This is a genomic window from Acinetobacter sp. M5A5_2a (assembly GCF_053345265.1).
In genome coordinates, this window is sequence record NZ_JBKEZV010000014.1 from 1 (window position 1) to 21096 (window position 21096).

16 protein-coding genes, 1 tRNA gene and 1 pseudogene are annotated in these 21096 nt (G+C 39.7%); 3 read left to right on the plus strand and 15 right to left on the minus strand.

Annotated elements, in window-relative coordinates:
- The 7 genes and pseudogenes from ACLBWE_RS17255 to ACLBWE_RS17285 form a co-directional block, all read right to left on the minus strand.
- Positions 1–566, minus strand: a pseudogene (locus ACLBWE_RS17255) (type I secretion system permease/ATPase); the annotation flags it as partial.
- On the minus strand, positions 563–2029 hold the full coding sequence (locus ACLBWE_RS17260; protein ID WP_447604081.1) for a TolC family protein: 1467 nt from the start codon (positions 2027–2029) through the stop codon (positions 563–565). The gene ACLBWE_RS17260 and the pseudogene ACLBWE_RS17255, both read right to left, overlap by 4 nt.
- 273 nt (positions 2030–2302) lie before the next feature.
- Positions 2303–3049, minus strand: a complete 747-nt coding sequence (lptB, locus tag ACLBWE_RS17265) for an LPS export ABC transporter ATP-binding protein (RefSeq protein WP_003650837.1) — start codon at positions 3047–3049, stop codon at positions 2303–2305.
- A complete protein-coding gene (gene lptA / locus ACLBWE_RS17270; RefSeq protein WP_347018600.1) occupies positions 3049–3597 on the minus strand; it encodes a lipopolysaccharide transport periplasmic protein LptA in 549 nt (182 codons plus the stop codon). Before lptA ends, lptB begins: the two co-directional genes overlap by 1 nt.
- Positions 3581–4129, minus strand: a complete 549-nt coding sequence (lptC, locus tag ACLBWE_RS17275) for an LPS export ABC transporter periplasmic protein LptC (RefSeq protein WP_447604082.1) — start codon at positions 4127–4129, stop codon at positions 3581–3583. Before lptC ends, lptA begins: the two co-directional genes overlap by 17 nt.
- A gap of 37 nt (positions 4130–4166) precedes the next feature.
- The gene (locus ACLBWE_RS17280; RefSeq protein WP_003650830.1) at positions 4167–4706 is read right to left on the minus strand and encodes a KdsC family phosphatase; all 540 of its coding nucleotides are present in this window, start codon (positions 4704–4706) and stop codon (positions 4167–4169) included.
- Positions 4707–4709: 3 nt separating this feature from the next.
- Complete coding sequence (locus ACLBWE_RS17285; RefSeq protein WP_080026640.1) at positions 4710–5687, minus strand: KpsF/GutQ family sugar-phosphate isomerase; 978 nt, start codon at positions 5685–5687, stop codon at positions 4710–4712.
- 214 nt (positions 5688–5901) lie between these two features.
- On the opposite strand from ACLBWE_RS17285, the gene cysS reads away from it, so the two are divergent.
- From cysS to ACLBWE_RS17300, 3 genes are all read left to right on the plus strand, one after another.
- Complete coding sequence (cysS, locus tag ACLBWE_RS17290) at positions 5902–7323, plus strand: cysteine--tRNA ligase (protein ID WP_447604083.1); 1422 nt, start codon at positions 5902–5904, stop codon at positions 7321–7323.
- Positions 7324–7386: 63 nt separating this feature from the next.
- A tRNA-Gly gene (locus tag ACLBWE_RS17295) sits at positions 7387–7462 on the plus strand.
- Positions 7463–7676: 214 nt separating this feature from the next.
- On the plus strand, positions 7677–8690 hold the full coding sequence (locus tag ACLBWE_RS17300) for a tyrosine-type recombinase/integrase (RefSeq protein WP_447604084.1): 1014 nt from the start codon (positions 7677–7679) through the stop codon (positions 8688–8690).
- Between the two features lie 33 nt (positions 8691–8723).
- Here the strand turns inward: ACLBWE_RS17300 and ACLBWE_RS17305 are convergent, their stop codons facing one another.
- The 8 genes from ACLBWE_RS17305 to ACLBWE_RS17340 all read right to left on the minus strand — a co-directional run bounded on the left by ACLBWE_RS17305 (position 8724) and on the right by ACLBWE_RS17340 (position 21096).
- On the minus strand, positions 8724–8918 hold the full coding sequence (locus ACLBWE_RS17305) for a hypothetical protein (RefSeq protein ID WP_447604085.1): 195 nt from the start codon (positions 8916–8918) through the stop codon (positions 8724–8726).
- 137 nt (positions 8919–9055) lie between these two features.
- Positions 9056–9673 carry a lysozyme gene (locus ACLBWE_RS17310; RefSeq protein WP_447604086.1) on the minus strand — a complete coding sequence of 206 codons (618 nt, stop codon included), beginning with the start codon at positions 9671–9673 and terminating at the stop codon, positions 9056–9058.
- Positions 9674–9683: 10 nt separating this feature from the next.
- On the minus strand, positions 9684–10055 hold the full coding sequence (locus tag ACLBWE_RS17315; RefSeq protein WP_092708131.1) for a hypothetical protein: 372 nt from the start codon (positions 10053–10055) through the stop codon (positions 9684–9686).
- A gap of 99 nt (positions 10056–10154) precedes the next feature.
- Positions 10155–12758: a GDSL-type esterase/lipase family protein gene (locus ACLBWE_RS17320; RefSeq protein WP_447604087.1), complete on the minus strand. Its 2604-nt coding sequence runs from the start codon at positions 12756–12758 to the stop codon at positions 10155–10157.
- Between the two features lie 100 nt (positions 12759–12858).
- The gene (locus ACLBWE_RS17325; RefSeq protein ID WP_092708125.1) at positions 12859–13098 is read right to left on the minus strand and encodes a hypothetical protein; all 240 of its coding nucleotides are present in this window, start codon (positions 13096–13098) and stop codon (positions 12859–12861) included.
- A gap of 110 nt (positions 13099–13208) precedes the next feature.
- On the minus strand, positions 13209–20027 hold the full coding sequence (locus ACLBWE_RS17330; RefSeq protein ID WP_447604088.1) for a GNAT family N-acetyltransferase: 6819 nt from the start codon (positions 20025–20027) through the stop codon (positions 13209–13211).
- 82 nt (positions 20028–20109) lie between these two features.
- A complete protein-coding gene (locus tag ACLBWE_RS17335) occupies positions 20110–20397 on the minus strand; it encodes a hypothetical protein (protein ID WP_447604089.1) in 288 nt (95 codons plus the stop codon).
- 9 nt (positions 20398–20406) lie between these two features.
- Positions 20407–21096 (minus strand): hypothetical protein, encoded by a 690-nt coding sequence (locus ACLBWE_RS17340; RefSeq protein ID WP_447604090.1) that lies wholly within the window; start codon positions 21094–21096, stop codon positions 20407–20409.

Consider the following 21096-nt stretch of genomic DNA (forward strand, 5'->3'; position numbering starts at 1 on the left):
GAAGGCACAACACGGTCATAGACCTGCATTGAGAAAATAATAGTTGCCAGTGCCAAAATATTGGCAATGAGTGAGGCAAACATAATATCAACGTAGCGTTTCCAGTCTCTTAGAACAATTGACCAGAACCAGCTTGCTTCATAGGGTTTGATATATTCATCAATACGTGCATCGGGAATGGAGCTTTCAGGACGCAGGATATAGACATTCTTAATGGTATTTTTTAAGACATCTAGGCTTAAATTTTGAGAAAGTCCATGGTCTCCACTAAACTGGATACTGACATTTCCTTGGGTATCGGCTTTATCAATAATACCGACCTGTCCGTCATAAAACTCGACCATAACAGGTAGCCGCCACGGATTCAGCAGCTCTAAAGAAAACGGTACTTTACGTAAATTTAGTCCAACCTGACGTGTAATGAGCTGTAAAACATCATCAAGGTTTTGATTCTGGTTCCAGTCAAGTTGTAAACGGATTCTTTCTTCTGAAGGCTCAATTCGGTAATGTTTAGCAATCGTTAAGACCGCCTGTAACCAGGGCTGGTAGTTTATTTTTGTCATCATGGTTGTACTTCGAACCCCTGAATTGAAATATTATTTAAGTCATAAGCTTGGCGGGAACGTCCTGTTGCCGAGATGTATTGCACAATACTGTTATAGATGTCATAACGTGCGGTTTCGAGTTCTGAATTGGCACTATGAATGGCCTGTTCTGCATTTAATAAATCGACCAATGAACGTGTACCAAGTTTGTACTGCTCTTGATAAAGTTCACGTGTACGAACAGTCGTGGCCTGACGATTGGTCAGTACCTGCATTTGGCGTTGTTTATTTTCAATTTGTTCACGGCTGGTTCTGATCTGATCCAGAACATCCATATAAACTGAATTGACTTTAGACTTTGCAGCTTCTTCTGCATAACTTGCCATTTTGACCTGAGAAGAAACGGCTCCACCTTGATAAAACTGACTGCTAGCTTCAAGCATGACCGAGCTATATAAGCCGTCATCTTTATCATTATTTGGGTTTCTGCCATTAATGGCCTGACTTAAGGAACCTTTGACGGACAAGGTTGGATAACGTGTTAAACGGGTCTGTTGCTTTTGTGCTTTAGCAACTTCAACACTCGCTTGCGCTGCAATCATTTTTGGAATGGTATTGAATTCAGGTTCGCCATATAAATCGGACACTTTCACCAGATCATCTGAAATAATCCAACCTGTTCGCGAGACATCTGCACCCAGTAATGTTCTTAAATGTTGTTGGTACTGGCGTAATAAAGATTGCTGTGCAATCAAACCAGACTGAGCAGCTTGTAAATAAGACTGAGCTTGAATCGGGTCAGCCTGACTGCTAATACCCGCATTTGCACGTAAATTGGCAATTTCCTGAATACGCTGGATACCCGCAATTTGCTGCTCGGCAATTTTATTTAATTGAAGATAGCGCTGAATATTGATAATCGACTGCGCCACATCAAGTGCAATATCATCAATGCTGACCAGCACATTAGCCTGCTCGACTTGTACTTTGGCCTGCTCAACATCTACACCTGATTTAACTTTACCAAAATCATAGAGCATTTGAGTCGCATTTAGGGACAATAGCTGTCGACCACGCTCACCACTACTCAAGTCACCTGTGGTAATACCACCCGAAAGCTGGGGATAATAACCCGCCTTGGCATAATCAATACCCGCATTTTGACCAGCTAAAGTTGAAATAGCTTGAGAAATATCTGGGTTCCGCTGGATTGCGATTTTCACCGCTTCCTGCAAAGTCATTTTCCTTGATGGCAAATTTGAATAAGATGCAGCTGATCTATCATTGAGTTGAACAGTCGGAAACTCCTGAACTCTAGAATGATCTAACTTAAAATTACTCAACTCTTGCATCTTGGCAACTTTAAATTCATCACTACTTTTAGGGGCAAAAAGTTGTGATAAGTTGTCTTTTAGGGTGTGATATTGCTCACTGGGTTTAGCAGCATATATCACTACAGGTACATGCAACGAAGTTAAAAGCATCAACCCTTTCAGGAAAGCCGGCTTTTTACATGTCCTTTCTACTTTTCTTTGGTTATATCCAATCATGCTTGTCTTGTTGATCTTGTTTGTTATCGTTTAAAAGCTTTTACATTCTACATAGTTTTTTGCACAAAGAAGCATAATTACTTGAATAATTTACACATTACTTTTTCATCAAATGAATATATTAAATTATTGTTTTTAATAAACAAATATAAAAAAACTAAAAAGAGGCATTGACCTCTTTTTAGACAAATAGATTAACTGTTTTATTTAAACTGTAAAATCGTCACCTAAGTAGACTTTACGGACTTGCTCGTTATCCAGAATTTCTTGTGGTGTACCTTCTGCAATGACGGCCCCTTCACTGACAATATATGCACGTTCACAAATTGCCAGAGTTTCACGTACATTATGGTCAGTAATGAGTACACCGATACCACGATCTTTCAAAGTCTGAATGATATCTTTAATATCTCCAACCGAGATTGGGTCAACGCCGGCAAATGGCTCATCAAGTAACATAAATTTAGGATCAGCAGCCAATGCACGTGCAATTTCAGCACGGCGGCGTTCACCACCAGATACACTCATTCCCAATGAATCTTTAATATGACTGATTTTAAAGTCATTTAATAATTCAGTAAGACGTTGCTGGCGCTGTTGCTTATTTAAATCTTTGCGTGTTTCTAAAATGGACATAATATTTTCAGCAATGGTCAGCTTTCTAAAAATAGAAGCCTCTTGCGGAAGATATCCAATTCCCTTACGTGCCCGTTCATGCATTGCCAAATCGGACATATCAAGATCATCAAGGTGAATTTCACCTTTATCCATACGTACTAGCCCTACAACCATATAGAAGCTTGTTGTTTTTCCTGCACCGTTAGGGCCAAGCAAACCAACAATCTGTCCACTTTGCATACTAAAGGATACGTCTTTGACGACCCAACGCTTACTATAGTTTTTTCCTAAGTGCTTAATACACAAAGTTTGGGGTTGTTGAAGAGCTTGTTGCATTAGTCACGCGCTCCTGGAAAGCTTTTTGAACTTGATGGGGGAATAATAATTTGAACACGATTTGATGATGAGCCTTGAGCTTCAACATCACCTTTGTTCATGCTATATTTCAATGAGTTACCACGAATACTAGAACCATCTTGATATAAATATGCGCCACCAGCCAATGTAATAATGCCCGTATCTGCATTATAAACAATGGTCTGTCCTTCACCACGTGCCACGCCCTTATCAGCACTTATTTGTTGCTGAAATTTAGACGGTCTACCCTTGGCAGTAATCGTTTGGATTTCACGTTTAGAGTTTAGCGTAGCAACAATCGAATCGGCTTGAAGCTTCATCGTGCCTTGCTCAATTACGACATTGCCGGTATAAGTCGTCAAACCAGTTTTTTCGTTATAAGTTGCACGGTCTGCCACGAGTGAAATTTGTTGACCACGGTCAGACGGCAACGCAAAAGTCGAAGCTGATGATAAAGCAACGAATGTAATTACCGCAGCTTGTTTTAGGAAAGCTGAAGAACGTTTTAAATTAAGACTTTGGTGCATACTTTCCTCGAACATTAAAAAATTCGTACTGACCATTATTCAAATTAGCTTTTAATCCTTTGCTGACAAAGTCGGCCTGTGGAGAATGAACAATCACTTGATGATCAGTTTCAATTTCTCTGGTCTTTGGATATCCAGTTAATTCATCGGTCTGGAATTCAATTTTTCCCTGTGGAGCCAGTTTAGTTGCGACCACATCACCCGATAATATAACTTTACGGTTATCATCATAGCCATTTGCCTGTCTCGCAAAGAACGTTGCATCAACCTTGCCATCTTTATACATAAACGCATTAAGTTGATCCAACTTAGATGTTTTTTGTTGCATATCCTGTTCAAGCTGACGAACTTCAGCACGAATATACAAATTGCCTTGATCATCAGTTTGAGTCAAATGGACGCCCTGCGCCGAATATGTCATATTCTTCGCAGAACCAATGTCTAGTTTTTTTGCTTTGCCACTATAGTAGTAATAACCACCACTTATAGCAGCAATCACTACAGCAACAATAGATAAAACTCTGGTATCCATGAGCAGGAATAGCCTACCTTTTTAAGTAATCTTATTATTAATGCGGTACTGCAAGATATTTTTCAAGAAGTTCTTGGTAAATGCCTTTTGCGATCAGCAACATATCACAGACTTCTCGTACAGCACCACGTCCACCCATCGACTGTGTCACTAAATGCGCACGGCGACGCACTTCTTCATGCCCATTTGGCACAGTGACACTCATTCCTGCGATTGCAAAAGCAGATAAATCAGGCCAGTCATCGCCCATATATAAGCAATCAGATGGCAAAATATTAAACTGTGCACAAGCTTCACGTAGCGCAGAACCTTTGTCTTCACGCCCTTGAAAAACGAGATCTACGCCTAAATCAGACATACGCTTTTCAACGATATTACTTTTTCGGCCTGTAATAATGATGATTTTCATGCCCGCTTGCTGCGCAAGTTTCATACCTAAACCATCACGAATATCGAATGATTTAATCTCATCGCCACTATTCGTTAAAGTTACAAAACCATCACTCAAAATACCATCAACATCCAGAACCAATGCCTGTAAATGACGTGCTTGTTCTAACAATGCATAAGATGCCATTGATTAATTTACCCCTGCCTGAATAAGGTCATGCATACTAATTACACCAATCACTTTATTTTGGTCATCCACCACAACAAATTGACTAATTTTTTTCAGGTTAAGCTGTTGTAGAGCTTCTACCGCACGTGCTTCTTGAGAAATAGTAGACGGTTTTTTTGTCATTACTTCAGAAACAGGTAAATTCACATCGAAACCTTGCTGTTTATCAATTAAACGACGCAAGTCACCATCGGTGAAAATACCAAGCAAATGTTCCTCATCATCAACAATCGTGGTCAAGCCTAAACGCTTATTAGAAATTTCGTAAAGCACTTGATTCATTGGTGTGTCTGGTGAAACTTTTGGCAATTCTTCACCAGTGTGCATCAGGTGTTTTACATGTAAAAGTAAACGCTTACCCAAGGCTCCAGCAGGATGCGAGCGAGCAAAATCATCTGCGGTAAAACCACGAGCTTCAAGTAAAGCAACAGCCAGCGCATCACCCAATACTAAAGTCGCTGTCGTGCTCGATGTCGGAGCTAACCCTAATGGACACGCTTCGTCAGACTCACCTAAAGTTAAAGCGATGTCGGCATTTTGAGGCATTGGCCCTTTATCAGTACGGCTAATGGTAATCAGAGGTACACCAAGATGTTTGATGAGTGGCATCAACATCATGATTTCATCACTTTTTCCAGAATTGGAAATCGCAATTAAAACGTCACCGCGAACCAGCATTCCCAAATCACCATGCCCAGCTTCGCCTGGATGCATAAAGAAAGATGGTGTACCGGTTGAGGCAAAAGTCGCAGCCATTTTACGGCCAATATGCCCTGACTTACCCATGCCAGTAATCACAACACGGCCTTTACACTGTAACAATATTTCACAAGCCTGACTAAAACTGTCATTAATTTGTGTTGCTAACACGTCTAAGGCTTGCTGCTCAATACGCAATGTTGCTAATGCGCTGCTTTGAAAATCTGTAGGATTGGGCATACGAGTTTGACTCAAAATAATTGATCTGATCTCTTATTTAAGATCGGTGATTTTAATCAAAAGATTTGGGGGCATTCTAACATAACTCAATCATTTACACGTTTTTAAATGTATAAGATTTCACAAGCTTATAAAATTCTTGTATAAAACTTTGTGAAAAATGATGCATCAGTTATGATGTAACACTGTTTTTGTTGAGTGTTTGAAAACCCTTATGCAACCGTTTGTTTTATATAACTCTGAGCAACGAAAAAAAGTTGAATTTGTACCTCGCAAAGAAGGTCACATCGATATGTACGTCTGCGGTATGACCGTTTACGATTACTGTCATATCGGGCATGCTCGAGTTATGGTTGCATTTGACTACATTATACGTTTCTTACGTAGTCAAGGCTGGAATGTTCGTTATATTCGCAACATTACCGACATTGACGACAAAATCATTAAACGTGCGAATGAAAATGGTGAAACCATTCAGCAGCTCACCACTCGTTTCATTGATGCAATGAACGAAGATGCAGCCAATTTAGGCTGTGCTGCACCCAATGAAGCACCTAAAGCGACTGAATATATTGATCAAATGCAAAATATGATTGGCAATCTGGTGAATAAAGGTTCTGCTTATCCTGCTTCAAACGGCGATGTTTATTTTGAAGTTACCAAATTTGAAAAATATGGTCGTCTCTCTGGACGCAAGCTTGATGATATGCAAGCAGGCGCAAGTGAGCGTGTCGACGTAGAAGTTGAAAAGAAACATCCGTTTGACTTTGTACTTTGGAAACATGCCAAAGAAAATGAACCATCATGGGCTTCACCTTGGGGCAATGGCCGTCCGGGTTGGCACATTGAATGTTCTGCAATGTCGACTTGCTGCCTAGGCAACCACTTTGACATTCATGGTGGTGGTTCAGATTTAATGTTCCCGCACCATGAAAATGAAATTGCTCAAAGTGAAGCGTCAACTGGTGAACAATATGTGAACTACTGGATGCATGTTGGCTTCATTAACGTTGATGGTGAAAAGATGTCTAAGTCTTTAGGCAACTTCTTTACTATTCGTGATGTGATGGAGAAATTTCACCCTGAAGTGATTCGCTACTTTATTGTGTCTTCACATTACCGTAGTCCTGTGAACTTCTCTGATGTTGCATTGAAAGAAGCAAAAACTTCTTTAACTCGCTTCTATCATTCATTTAAAGCTTACCAACAAGTGTACGGTCAAACGACAACTGAATCGCTTGATCAAAGCTTTATTGAACGCTTTAACAATGCAATGTGTGATGACTTCAACACTGCTGAAGCAATGGCGGTATTGTTTGAACTCAACAAAGAGTTAAACCGTGCTGTAAAAGAAGAGCAAGCTGATCAAGCAACTGTGCTTTATTCAACATTACGTCACCTCACCAACATTTTAGGTTTGGTACAACACGATGTAGATGCTTTCTTAAAATCAGATATTGGACAAGAAGCTCTTGCTTTGTCTGATGCTGAAATTGAAGATTTCATTCAACAACGTGTTGATGCGAAAAAAGCAAAAGACTTTGCGAAAGCAGATGGTATTCGCCAGTCTTTGCTCGACCAAGGTGTTGTATTAGAAGATACGCGACAAGGTACAGTTTGGCGTCGTGCTGATTAAATGTTCAATTAAATCACAAGAGTGTTGACACTTTAGTGAAACACTCTATAATGTGCTCACATTGCGGGAATAGCTCAGTTGGTAGAGCATAACCTTGCCAAGGTTGGGGTCGCGAGTTCGAGTCTCGTTTCCCGCTCCAAAATTTGTTGTTAAAAATCAATAAGCTGAAAGGTTCTAGTAACCTTTTGGCTTGTTTTTTATTGTCGATAGGTCAGCTATGACTATTCAAAATAGTCATATTTCACATTAAAAAACGCTTTATATTTCCGTGCCGCCGCCAGAAAAGTGGATGTCATTTGTACATCTTCAATTTTTGTCGGCAGTGCGCCACCATGAAATTTGGAGTGTTAAAAATGCAGAAACCGACCCGTCGCGGCAACGCTTGGCGTATTGAAGTTAGATTTAAAGGTAAACGTTACGCAGCTACTCGTGATACAGCGAGTGAGTGCGAACAGTGGGCCGCCACCAAACTATTAGAATTACAATCTGAACAACCTGTTTCAGAACCTGAAAAAATCCATATCTCTTTTCAAGCCCTTTTTGATATGTACTATCAGGATGAAGGCCGCAAAATGAAAAGCGCCCGCTTAATTGTTCAAATGCTTAAATGTCTAAAGAAAAATTGGGGCCAACTAGCTGATGAGTCTATTCACGACCTAACCCCTGCTTTGGTCAAGCAATGGCGTGATAAACGCCTAAAGCAAGTTAAAGGTGCAACAGTCATTAGAGAAATGGCTATGTACAGTTCAGTTTTTGACTTTGCACGAAAAGAACTATTTTTAACTAAAGAAAATCCATTTAAAGAAATTACTAAACCCTCAGCGCCACCGCCAAGACATCAACGAGTTAATCAAGACCACATTGATACAGTGATAAAAGGTTTAGATTATGAATGGGGCAAAGTACCAACTCAGCCAAGGCACTATTTAGGATGGTCCTTTTTATTTGCGATTGAAACGGCTATGCGCAAAGGTGAAATCCTAAGTGTTAAAAAGCAACATATATTTGATGACTTTATCCGGTTATTCGATACAAAGAACGGCTCAAATCGTGATGTGCCGTTAACCACTAAAGCAAAAGAGTTACTTGCATTATTGCCTGAAAACGAAGGTGATGATCGAATGGTACCGCACAGCCCTAATTCTTTCCGCTTGATTTGGCAACGCAATTTACGCCGCGTTGGCTTAGATGGAGTTATCACCTTTCACGATTCAAGACACGAAGCAATCACACGCTTTGTTCATGACTATCGTTTGCCTGTAGAAATTCTCGCAAAAATTACAGGGCACAAAACAATTAGTGTACTGGTAAATACTTATTACAACCCGACCGCTTCAGAAATTGCCAAGATGCTAAACGCTGCATAACAAAAAAAAGCCCCTTAATTGGGGCTTTTTTTTTTAGACAGGTCGCTTCTTATCAAAATGCCACCATGTCTTTTTAAAATAAACTTCATCACGCAGAAAGTTAACTTTTAATTCATTACCGTTGTAGTCAAACATCTTTGTAACTTCACCGTTTTTGTCAAACTCTGCCAGTAAATCAACCATTTTAGAGTTTGCTAAGTCGTGAACCTTAATTAACTCTTGTTTCATCTTCTAAACTCAAAGTGCTTTTACGCACAATGATACTTGAATGTTGTTATTAATTGAATGTGCTGTACATCCCGAAAATAGAAGACACAGCATACTTAAAAGAAGTGCAAACTTGGACCGTTTGCAGTGAAAGACTTTCATGTTAGAAACAACTTCTTTTCAGCTGCACGACGGTTCGCCAATCCTTTAATCACTTTGCCGTTGTCATAGACCCATTTATCAAATTGATTGGCCGCACCCGCATAATCTTGTTCATTTAATTTTTTTAGCATAGTGCTTTTAGAGAATGCAGTTTCGCCAATGTTATAGACCAGAGACGCTAAAGCATCGAATTGATTTTGTGTAGGTTGAAATTTTAAATAGCGATCAAGACAAGCATCTACCCATCCACAATCGTTTTTCAACCACTCTTCAGCTTCAGCCATCGTACACATATCGCCTTTCTTAACACGTGTACCATTTGGATATTTTATTGTTCCAAATCCAATCGTCCAAACACCGCCTGTATCTTGATAGGCATTAGGCATAAAGCCCTCAAACGATTTAATAAGCTTGTAACCATTTTCAGAAATATCACGAAATCCTGTAACAGACGTATTTAATTTATAACCGATGACTTGAGCAAACGTTTCAAGACCATTCATAGCAATAATGGAATCGCCTGCGGTGATTTGATCTTTCTTAAGCTTACCGCCAGACATTGCACGTAACCAAGAATAAGCTTGTGCCACTTGCTCTTTATAATCTACTGACATGGGCAACCCCCTATTTGAATAGAGCTTTGAACGCTTCTTTTATTTCAAAGATTAGTTCACTCATGGTTTTACCTTTCCACAACCTAATCGCTTGATACCAGATACCAATTAGGAGCATCCCAAACACGGCAAAAATCAGCATGATAAAACCGTGGGTCATTGGGTGAAGGTTGCCTAAATCTTGGTATTCAATAAAAGCAGAACCGCCGTATAAGCTGATAGTGATGCTGATAGATAATTTTAAAATGACACTAAGGTTGATTTTTATCTTGCCTTCAATGTCGATATCGCCGCTTAACATGAGAGCAAAAATGCCGCCCATGACTGCCGCCCAGATTTTAATTACCCACGGCAAGGATTTAATAGTTAAAGGGTCGTTCATTTTTGCCACCAAGCTAATGTTTTCATTATTTTATTGATTGGTGTTGTTTTAGTATCGAAATCTGTTGACAGTAAAAAGCCCTCCAAAGAGGGCTTAATATTACAATGCTCTTTCCCATAAATGCCTTATAGGAGTAGCCATTCTCTTTTGACCTTGAGCATTGGGGTGTACTCCATCAGGAGCAGGCTGACCGGGTGCCCAAAAATAAGTATTATTTACTGTTGAATTGTATACAGAAAAATTACTTTCACGATAAAGATCAATATATGGAAATCCAAAATGCTTAGCATAACGAATTATCAAATCACAAATTTGTGGCAATTTAACTCCGATATCGTTTGCAGGCGCATTTTCTCCATAGCTTGGATAATCGTTGCCACTCCCCCTTGGTAAAGGTGTAATAATTACTACTTTTACGAGAGGAAACTTATTAACTAATCCGCTTAATAAAGTATTAATACTGCCTGATAGCGTTGTTAAACTTGTATCTCCAAACTCTCCTAAAGGTTTCATCCGAGCTTTACTAGGACCTCCACCGCTGTAATTATTGGTGCCAAGAAATACCGAAATTAAATCGGGTGTTTGTGCTGTACCCTCTATGATATCGTCATATATGTCTGTAGCAACTCCTGCACGGTCATCCCAACCGGTTGAACTAATCCCGTAATTTTGAATAGTTAAATCGCCTACCTCTTCTTTAATCCAGTCATGGTAGTTCTTCTCTGCACGGAAATTATGTTCAGTAATACTATCCCCAATTACAACAACATTTTTTCCATATAAAGGTGAGACAGGCAAGTTTGTAAGCAATCCTTCTACAACATCAATGCGCTTATGCGCTTCGGTGTCTTCAATAGGCGAATTGTTTACACCAGTAATAACAGAAGAAACGCCCTCATTTACTACAAGATTGCTACGAACATCATATGATTGACTAGGCAATAAAACTGTAAAAAAGGCAAAGTTGTATCCCGCACCTTCAGGAACTGTAAATTTTCGAACAGTAGAATCGCTAGTTGTAACAAGATCAACTTTAGATGTGTTTTTTAAAGGGGTGGCGGTGTCGCTACTACTTAAACCTACAAACGCAGAAGCTAAAAATTTATCAGATTTAATTGAATAGGTTTTTCCTTCTTTTATGGGTATGCATGTAATTGCTGTTCCATCCAAAGATGTCATTTGACCATTAGTCGAATACAGGTATAAATTGTTTGTATTTCTTGATGAACTATAAAGATTGATAACCTTTTCATTTAGGGAAGCTTTTGAGAGAAGTTCTTTGCTCTCAATTTCATCAAGTCGTGCGTGGGCATCTACGTCACGAGCTTTAACCCCATGAATGGTTTTTACAACATTTTCAATCGTAGTGCCTCTTTGGATAATTAAAGAAGCGCGAATATCAAAGCTAAAATTTGGCCATATAGTATTTATAAAAGCATACTTATCTAGACTATTTGCAGGCACTGTAAAGGTTTTAATGTTTGGGTCCGCGGTATCTACCATTACTGCAAGATTTTGCAGTTTGTTGTTTACCGTTGTATTCGTCTGACTAGTGCTTATGGCAAAATATGACATACGCCAATCAGAACATTTTACCGCGTATGTGTAACCCGCTTTGATAGGAAAAACACTTAAAGCTACGCCAGTACCTACTAGCTGTCGTAATTGCCCACTTGCGGGATTGACATTAAAGTCATTTACATTGACCGCGGTATATAAATTATCCTTTAAAGAAATAGGGACTAGACCATCCGCATAATTTTTTGATTGTGTAAGGGGGTCAAAGATTGATTTTGTAAATGTTCCCCCACCATCGGTACTAAATTGCCAATCACCATTGTTTGAAGATGTGGCGTCATTTGTAACTGTGACTTTAGAGTTGTTAGGAATATTGGCCTTGTCAGCATCCATTAATGCATAAGTTTTATATGCTCTATTTCCAACACCATTTGCATTCTGTTGTGCTTGAATTGCTGCTTCAGCAGCCAATGCCCTAGCTGACTCGGACGAAATTTCAAATGATAAACTTTGATCTACTTCAGCAATTTGTGAATTTGCATGTTCGATAATTTGCTCTTCACGAATATACGTTTCTTGCTTAAACGCAGCGTAATCATTAGTCCAAAATGGCATAGATTCATTAAACTCTCTTTGAGTTTGTCCATCTTTAAGAATAACCATACGATCTGATATACCGTCAAAGATACCAGGGTTCGTTATTCCAATCATCGCGTTGATATAGCTAATTAATCGACTTTCTAAGTCTTCTTCTCTGCCTAGTGCGAGGGCATCATAGTAAATATCAGCAAGAATGCGTGCTTGTGTTTCCTGCGATATTTCTGTACTTCTCTCTTGTAGAATCGCTGTTAATTTATCTAGAGCTTTTTCTAAAGCATCAGGATAAAAATTATCATAATTAGTAATATCAAGAAGTTGGTCTAGAGGGGTCGCACCTGCAATATAAAAAAAGGTAGAAGTATTGGGAGGTGAGGTAAATAAGATATATCCACCCATACCATCTTCATTGATCGTGACTGTATACAGTGCAGGGTCTACTGTTTCAAAATCATTAATCCCTTTTTTGCGGACGGCAATACCTGTAGCATCTTCTTGGCTATATACTCGAAAGTTAAAATCAAATCGTACATTTAAACCATTCCCAACGTAAAGTTGGCTTAAACGGTCAGAAACTGGAACTGTCATAATCTGCCCACCAATAAAAAAGGCTGTAATCTCTACAGCCAATTTTAGGTAAGCTTACAAATAAATAGTTGATTGCTAATCTTGTACTGTCAACAGGTACTTAAAAGGCCAAATCTACGGCTTCTTCTTCAGTATCCGCAAAACCTACGACAACTTGCCCTAAATTTTCGATACCTTCCCAAAGAAGTGTATTGCTCGCTTCGTCATAGGTGTATGATTCAGCCCCAATTAGAATTTCCTTTTCACTTTTGAAAACTAAAAATTCTTTACCCGCCTGTCTCGGCCCTCTTTTACCCAAATAAAAGTTATGGCCCAAATCTTTAATGACTAAATAACTCATGTAAAAAACTCCGTAATTTGATTAGATATTGAACTTTTCAAATTACAGAGTAAATTTAAATAATAAATCAAGCAATTGTTTTATAATGGAAAATGATATTTGACTTTCTTCTACTCTTCAGGTGCATGTTTCCCCGTAATAGTTCCACGGGTGGCATCGTAAATGCTTTCTGGTGCTTCTTTCTTGCCTTGTGCAATTGCAAGCCAATAACCAAACGGTTTACCTAAAACAGCAAATGGAATGCCTGTTGCAAGCGTAGCTGTGTTCAGCATGTCCTTAGCTGCTTTACCTTGGTTTACTTCCTTGTCTTCACTCAATGCACGTTTTGCATGCTGAATTAATGAAAGTCCGCTTTCACCCATGCTGAACACTGGTGAAGCTGTATATCGGTCATTGATAACATTATCGTCAGTATTACTAATTGCAGCGTTCAGTACATTACCTGCATAAGGTACAAAAGCTGCAAGCATCTTAATTTGTGAAAGCACAAGTTTTGAAGATAAGTCATCCCATTTATTATCGTCCTTATCGTCATCTTGCAGACCGCCTGCAAAAATAATGCTTAGCAGTTCAGATAAAATTGAAGGAATGGAAATCATCATTAAGGCCACATACGCTAAACGTGGTGAAGCTTGCACCCATGAACCGTTGCTTGCTTCAAGTGCTAGCTTAGCTTCTGAGCTTGTCGTATTCCAAATCATATTGAACCAGTTGTAAAACATTAAAAACATTCGTTTTGCAGGCGTACCGCGTTCTAAATTAGATATACCTTCTGGTGACATATCAGTCATGAATTGACGAATTACCGCATCGGCTGCGTGTACAGCATCATATTGCCCCATGCCCTGCTCTGTGTAATGGTTAAAGGCCGCTTGCCAAGAAATTATTTCCATCGGCTTTTGTATAGTTGTCTGTAAGACATACGCGTGCTTCATAGTGAAATCTTTTACTGTTTGAATTGCACCTTTTTGAAAAACAATTTCGTCTACGGCATATCGGTATTCATCAGCTGCGCGGTCAAAGCGGGTTTTCATGAAGTCTGACATTTCCATGATGTTATTTGCCATGTCTTCACGCGTTGCCACAGAAGTAAAGTAATGCGCCTGCGATTTTAGTAACTGCTTAGGTGGTACCGCAACAGCAACTTGCGTAAAACCTGTGAATTGCTCAATAGCGTTTTTCAAGTTACCCGCCATAATTGCAATACCAGTATTACGACGCAACACACGGAAAATATTGTCTAGCAAGCTTACACCTGAGCTTTCATCGACTGTCTGACTGGCGATAGCTTTAAGCCAAGGGTTAAAGATTTGCTTCACACCGAACGGCAATACACGCTCAATTTCATTTCTAAAATCTTTATTCAGCATTAAGCGCCCAACTTGGCGAATCTGTAATTCAAGATGAATGTAACGCAGCTCTTTATCTAAATGGCTAGGCAAGCGTGACATATCAAGTTCAAGCTGATCGTGGTAACGATCTGCACGTGACTTTGTGAAGTTCGCGCCAGTCGTTGCAATATCTAAAGCCTGTAGATTATTTTCAGCTAAGTTTTTATCTTGAATACGGTCTTGTTCATTTGAGCGAATACGATCATAAGCAGCAGGCACATAGCCGCCTTCATATTCTCCGAATGGTGTGCTCACTGGTGTACGTGGCAATTCATCAAAATAGCGACCGTTAATTTTCTTATGTGTGATTTGCGCTTGCTCTTTGTAGCGGTCAAATAGATTCCATAGCTTTTGGATAGTATCCATATCTTTTTTGGTAATCACACCTTCGGTAATCATCCGGCTAAAGAATTTATCCCACGCGCTGAAATCAACAGAGCCATATTCTAAACGTTCGCCCCATCCATAACCCAAAACTAAGCGCTCTTTGTTGCTCATGTTGCCTGTATGCAAAATCGCATGTAGTAATGATTGTTTGCCTACAAAGGTAAAGTTATTCAATTCAGGTGCAGCAATTTTTGAATTATCGAGTTTGCCAAAGTCTTCAAACGTTTTTACAACGTCTTCAAGCATTTTGGCCTTTTCAATACGGTATTTAGCCAAAGCATCTTGCATAGGGTTAATTAAATAATCTCGGAATTTACCTGTTGGCCCGCCGTCTAACCACGTTACCACCTGGTCAACACGTTTTGCAGATGCACCCAATTCCATGAATTTAGCTTTGAGTTCAGCAGTTTTATCTTTACCTAATAAATCACGCTGAATTTTCTCAATACTTTTTTTACCGCCCGATTGCTGTATGAGTTCTTCACGGACCTGTTCACGTTCAAAGGCTTCATTGGTTGTATGCCAAATTTTGTTTTCCTTAGATCGATGCCACAGTGTTTCGACCGCAGCCATTACCGCATTGAATTGCTCAAGCGTTAATTCACGGTAGCTTTGGTTTTCAGGCAATGCACCGATGTTTTGGATTTCAGCATACGTGGTCGGGTCATACTTACGAATCAATTCTAATTGATGCTCGTAATTTGTAGATTCACGACCTAAGTCGTATTTACCTAAAATGCCGCGGGCAGCAGTCACAAAATCAAAATCACGGTTTTTAGATAATTTCTCGTTATTGCCAAAAATCTTTTTTACTAAGTCTAAGTGTTTTTGAACCTGATCTTTTGTGTCATAGCTGTATTTGGTCGCATAGAACTGTACCAACTGATTACGCTTGTGGCGAGCCGCTTCGACTGTCTCACCTCTACGGAAAGCATCATTCGCCATACGCCCTAAACGGGCATCATCTTGCGCACGAACATGTGGTCGAATGTCTTTAATTCTTTGGCGTTGCACAATGTCTTGGGCAACTGTTTTTGCTGCTTCATTCAAAGCAGACTTACGACCAAGTAAGCCGTTTAATGCCGCCATTTCAGCTGATAACATACGAGCGCGAACATCATTGTGTAATGCTGCTTCAACTGCTTCAACAATGCTTTGTTGATCATAGAATTCAGAATATTGCACAGCCATGCGCGCATCGGTGAGCTCATCAATTTTTTGCTTAGGACTTGGTGAATTGAGTAAGTCACGAATTAAAGCGTCACCGCTTTCATAACCGAACATCTCAGCAACGACATCGGGGTTCTCACCACCACGCTGTGCAAATCCGTATGCACCTTTAGAAATGCTTTGGTAAATTTCGCTGTCACGACCATATTTAGCTTCAATCCAATCAAGTGACAACTTACCCTTAGTCGTTCGCCCTTCTGCATAACGTTGCAGTAAATCCATATCTTGCGAATAATCTAAAAGCTCAGGATCAACTTGATTTGAGTATTGATTAATGCCCCTTAATTGATCTGCAAACTTATCTTCAAGTTCACGTGTATCAAATTTGCCATGTTCATCTAAAGTTAAATACCCTTCTTCGCTAAGCTTCTCAGCCATCGATTCGATTGACAGGCCTCTTACTTTTGACTTTGAAGAACGCACAACGGGTTTATTGCCCACACCTGATTTTGTTTTTGCCGCTTCATCAATGCCCCAAGTGCTTTCTACTTCATTGGCATCAAGCCCGCCGAACTTAGCAATAGCTTCAAAAAGATTATCTTGACTTGGCTCAACCTTGGTTGAATCACGTTTAGCAACTGGGTCAAGCGGTTGACGTAAAAAGGCCATAGCTTGATAAACAGGTTGTTGCGCAATTTCCTTAGCCATGTCTTCACGAACCGCGGCCCGTTTTTTATCTGCTTCTTTTTGCAATGTTTTCATATACTTAGACTTCTGCTTTTGGTACCAAACCATATTGCGCAGAGATTTTTGCTCTAAAGTATTTATAGATAATTCTGTAGCGATTTCATGATCTTGGCGCATTTCGTCATAATCTTTTGGCGAAATACCAAGACGCATTGCATCATCTTGATGAATAAGCATTTCGAGATTTGAAGCAGCTTGTGCTTCAGCAATGGCGCTTGATGATGCAAGCATACGGTCCATTACGCCTGTAATATCAGCATTCAATTCTGCACGGTCATTGATGCCCATAAACTTTTCAATGTTCCGGTACACAGCAATCATAAATTGTCTGAAGCGGTTGAAAACTTGTTTTAATGACGCGCTTGGAGCTTTGCCCGTAAAGACGTATTGCTCAAACGTTTCTGCAAATTTTTCATGAACTTCGGTTTTTTCAGCATCAGTGAAAAAATCCCACTCACCCAAATCGGTTGTTTCTGGCGATGCCCATTTCATCACTGTTTCCATATCAGCACGGACTTGTGCAGGTGCATCAGGACTTAATGCAATTTGCATATTCATTTCTAAGAAGTGATGCCCAAGCTCATGCACAAAAGTTGAAAAGTCAGCATTTTTACTTAGAACAATTGTAGAACCATCTTGCCCAATGCTGAACGTAATAGAGCCGCGTGTACCGCCGTTTGCTTGATTGTATTTACGGCCATTTGGTGAACGGTACATACTTTCTGAAATTTCAAAGTCTTTATTACGGCCCTTGTTTTCAACAAAGCCGAGATTTTTATAAAAATTAGTTAGTCTGTTTTTATTGCCCCCAAAATCAGAACTTGGAGTAAGTGCAATCGTCTTATTTTGAGAGTCAGCATAATTCAGAATATCTTGCATTGCTTTAGTACCAGTGCCCTGATTACGGACAGCTTCAGGTACAACGATTTTATGCAATGAAAGAACGTTACTTGATGGACTGCCTTTTAGACCTAATTCAATTCCATATTGTTTTTTAATGCCCTTAACAAAATCATCAATTGAAATTGTTTGTTCAGGTGTAGCACTTTGATTAAATGAGGTTCCTTTATCTGCGGTCGGCTCATCAGCAATACGGATTGGGTAACGGTCAAAAGCATCTTTTGCACTGATCCCAAGCTTATCGCCCAAGGTAGAGTAAAACGCAGAAGTTAATTCGCCCGCAGCGCGATTATATTTAGCTGTAAACGTTCCAAGGTTAGCCAACTGTTTTTGCACTTCTGTTGCTACTAATTCTTTCGCATCTTCAGCATTTTCAAAGCGCGCTTGCTCAGACATAAACACATCAGCTTCTTGCTGCATTTGTTCTGTAGTTTTTGCAAGGTTCTCTTGGGCTTCACGGTATGTTGGCATGTTCGGATCAGAACGCACGTTTTCAACAAAATCTGACGGGCGCTCAACAACAGACATTGCAGAAACAAACTCATTCACTGGTATTTGCACAGTGCCGTTAAATGTTTCCGCTGTGCCCAACTGGTCCTGTAAACTTGGTGCACGTTCAAATAAATCTGTCGGCTCAATATTGCGGTCACGTAATAACTGGTTGAAAGTCTGACCGTCTATATAGACCTCATCAACCGCGCCGTGTTCTTCGACCGCTTGCTTAATAAATGCTTGGCTTGCAGAATCATCACGCTGTGCTGTTTTACTTTCCTTGTTACGATCAATCAGGTTGTTTAATACAGATGCAAAGGTGCTTGAACGCACAGCATCTTCTTGCTGATCTTGTCGTAATTGGTCTAGTGCAAATTGTGCTGTACGTTGGTTTTTAACTTTGGCCGCAGATGTAATTGCCACTTCAGGCGCAGCCGTTGCCACTTCTAACAAACCTTCTAATGCCATTTCTACAGGGTCGGCTTTTTCTCCAACAGCATCGGCAGCACCTTGCACAGAATACATGCCTGCCGCCGATTGAATGACAGCTTGACCGCCAACAGTACGCAAAGGACCGCCAAAAGTTACAGGCATTAATGCTCCGCCTAAGGCAGAATATTTTGCAGAGCCCCAAGTTTTTGCAGCTGCATAATCAATTTGCTCTTCTCGCGTTAAAAACTTTTCACGGGCTTCTGCCATGTTTTGGCCGTAGGACACAAGAGCATCGGCAGTGCCAGCACCTAATGCGCCTTGTGCAGCATTTCCCGCCGCTGTAACACCGCGCACTAATTTAGCGGTCTTTTCCAAGTTCATAACCAATGGGGCATATCTAGCGGTATTGCGAACAAGGGAATTGGTTAAAACACCGCCTACCCCTGAACCTGCTATATACCCGGCTAAAGCAGGTGGCGCTTGTTCAATTAAAAATTCACCAACCAAGCCTGCATCAGCATTACTTATCAATTCTTGGGCCGCACCCAATACGCCCGCATCATTTGTTTGTGCTGCAAGTTGCGCTTGATAAAGGGCTTGTGACATTTCTTGCGATGGTGCAGCTCTATTTTTTACGCGTGTTGCTAAATTAAGTAAGCTATCGTTTCCAGTTGTGGCATTGATGACTGCGCCTTCGGTCTGACCGATAGCAGCCACCGCACGGAATGCAGCATTAACATAACGGTTGCCTTGCTCTTGAGGGCTTACAGGCTCAGCACTTGCAGTATGTTCCATCCAATAAACTTGATTTTCATAATACTTTTTGAATCGTTCAGCAGACATTACCCCCGCAGTCTTTTTAATACGGTCGTAATGTTCTTTGAAAACTTGGTCCGATGTTTGTGGTACCAAGGTTGAACTGAACGAATCAATTAAATTGGTATTAACGTTCGGCTTGATTTGCTTTTGTGGGTCTTCATACAAACCCATTTCTTTTAGTTTCTGTTTTTGTTCTGGTGAAGCACCTTTACTCAAAACGTTTTGAATGTCTTGATAAAAAACACTTTGATATGGCTTTGTGAGACTCGAGCCAAGCAAAGAGACACTGTCACTTATCCCCTTTAAATTTTCAAAGTCATCTAAAGAAACAGCAGCTTGATTTGGATTAAGTGCATATTTACCAAGTACGGGATCGCTTGCGACAACGTCATTCACACGTTTCTGAGTGTTGATCTCGTCCGCAACAGATACAACTTGCTCAGGTGTTTCTGTCATCTTGTCATAATCTAAACCAAGTGACTTAGCAGCTTTACGCGCATGGGCTTCTGTATCTGCAATTTGCGTTGGGTTCTTGCCTTGGTTTAATTCGAATAATTGACCAATTGTCAGATTTGTATTTTGATCAGACATAATAAAAGCACTTAAGACTACGGTTATTTGTAATCTTAAATGCTGTTATTGGTTAGACTGCCGTTTGCTGTTGACAGAACAACTAGACGCAGATGTTATTTACCTGACAGAGATACCGTTGCAAGTGGTCGTGATCTTCCCTTAATAATCCTTGATTGGAATTTAGAGACTCTATCTCTTTCGAGTTTTCATAAACCTTATTTTTTAAGGTTTCAATTTCATCTTCTGAAATAGTTGCTTGAATAGGTTCAGGGTCCGTATTTATTTCTGATTCAAGGTTATTAATTCGTTTATTCATAGAATAAAGAAACCCGATTAAAATAAATAACAACACAAACTGAAGTACTAATATTACTTTTAAAATTTTCATGGCTTCCCTTTAATAGTAATCCGCAACAACCTTGCACACTTCATTTTTATTTGTATTGTAATAAAGTTCAAATTCAGTCCACGAACCGCCTGAACCGCCGCTTGATGACCAAATTGCAAAAGTATCTTGTTTGCCTTTATTAGAAAGTAGATAGGCAATTTTAAAATTTATTCCATTATCAATTTTTTCACAAAGTTTTTTATATGTTATTTTCGATCGATCGAGGGATTTAAAAGGTTTAAAATCACAGTTTCCATATACCTCACCAAAGCACACATTTTCATTTTCTCTGGATGCAGTGGCAGGGTAAAAATTCACAGAATTAACCCCGAATTTACCTCTTTCACCCTTCATCATTATTGACCAAGGTAATTCATAAACCCTTTGCTTTAAGTATGTGCTTTTAACTCCATTCACATTAATACGTGCAACACCCTTTCGACTTGATTCAAAAGTGCCGTCTCCATTATCAATTTCTTGATATGAATTATCTAGCCAAACGATTGAAGTATCATTTGCTTTATAGTCCCACCCAATTCTATTTATATTTTTATCAGGCATGAATTTTAAAATAACTTGTCCAAGTTCTTGTTGCGGAAGTTTACTTAATACTGTTGGATAGGGTTGTAATGGTGCTTCTGCGGAAATTGCAGAAGCTGTAATTATTGACAAAAAAGACCCAAGTACGATTTTATGCAT

What these genes read in the sequence shown, in the direction of transcription:
- lptC (WP_447604082.1), bottom strand. Translation starts at nt 4,129, where the DNA reads ATGGATACCAGAGTTTTATCTATTGTTGCTGTAGTGATTGCTGCTATA.
- ACLBWE_RS17260 (WP_447604081.1), bottom strand. Translation starts at nt 2,029, where the DNA reads ATGCTTTTAACTTCGTTGCATGTACCTGTAGTGATATATGCTGCTAAA.
- ACLBWE_RS17335 (WP_447604089.1), bottom strand. Translation starts at nt 20,397, where the DNA reads ATGAAAATTTTAAAAGTAATATTAGTACTTCAGTTTGTGTTGTTATTT.
- ACLBWE_RS17315 (WP_092708131.1), bottom strand. Translation starts at nt 10,055, where the DNA reads ATGAACGACCCTTTAACTATTAAATCCTTGCCGTGGGTAATTAAAATC.
- ACLBWE_RS17300 (WP_447604084.1), top strand. Translation starts at nt 7,677, where the DNA reads ATGCAGAAACCGACCCGTCGCGGCAACGCTTGGCGTATTGAAGTTAGA.
- ACLBWE_RS17310 (WP_447604086.1), bottom strand. Translation starts at nt 9,673, where the DNA reads ATGTCAGTAGATTATAAAGAGCAAGTGGCACAAGCTTATTCTTGGTTA.
- ACLBWE_RS17320 (WP_447604087.1), bottom strand. Translation starts at nt 12,758, where the DNA reads ATGACAGTTCCAGTTTCTGACCGTTTAAGCCAACTTTACGTTGGGAAT.
- ACLBWE_RS17280 (WP_003650830.1), bottom strand. Translation starts at nt 4,706, where the DNA reads ATGGCATCTTATGCATTGTTAGAACAAGCACGTCATTTACAGGCATTG.
- ACLBWE_RS17330 (WP_447604088.1), bottom strand. Translation starts at nt 20,027, where the DNA reads ATGTCTGATCAAAATACAAATCTGACAATTGGTCAATTATTCGAATTA.
- ACLBWE_RS17325 (WP_092708125.1), bottom strand. Translation starts at nt 13,098, where the DNA reads ATGAGTTATTTAGTCATTAAAGATTTGGGCCATAACTTTTATTTGGGT.
- ACLBWE_RS17285 (WP_080026640.1), bottom strand. Translation starts at nt 5,687, where the DNA reads ATGCCCAATCCTACAGATTTTCAAAGCAGCGCATTAGCAACATTGCGT.
- ACLBWE_RS17305 (WP_447604085.1), bottom strand. Translation starts at nt 8,918, where the DNA reads ATGAAACAAGAGTTAATTAAGGTTCACGACTTAGCAAACTCTAAAATG.
- lptB (WP_003650837.1), bottom strand. Translation starts at nt 3,049, where the DNA reads ATGCAACAAGCTCTTCAACAACCCCAAACTTTGTGTATTAAGCACTTA.
- ACLBWE_RS17340 (WP_447604090.1), bottom strand. Translation starts at nt 21,096, where the DNA reads ATGCATAAAATCGTACTTGGGTCTTTTTTGTCAATAATTACAGCTTCT.
- lptA (WP_347018600.1), bottom strand. Translation starts at nt 3,597, where the DNA reads ATGCACCAAAGTCTTAATTTAAAACGTTCTTCAGCTTTCCTAAAACAA.
- cysS (WP_447604083.1), top strand. Translation starts at nt 5,902, where the DNA reads ATGCAACCGTTTGTTTTATATAACTCTGAGCAACGAAAAAAAGTTGAA.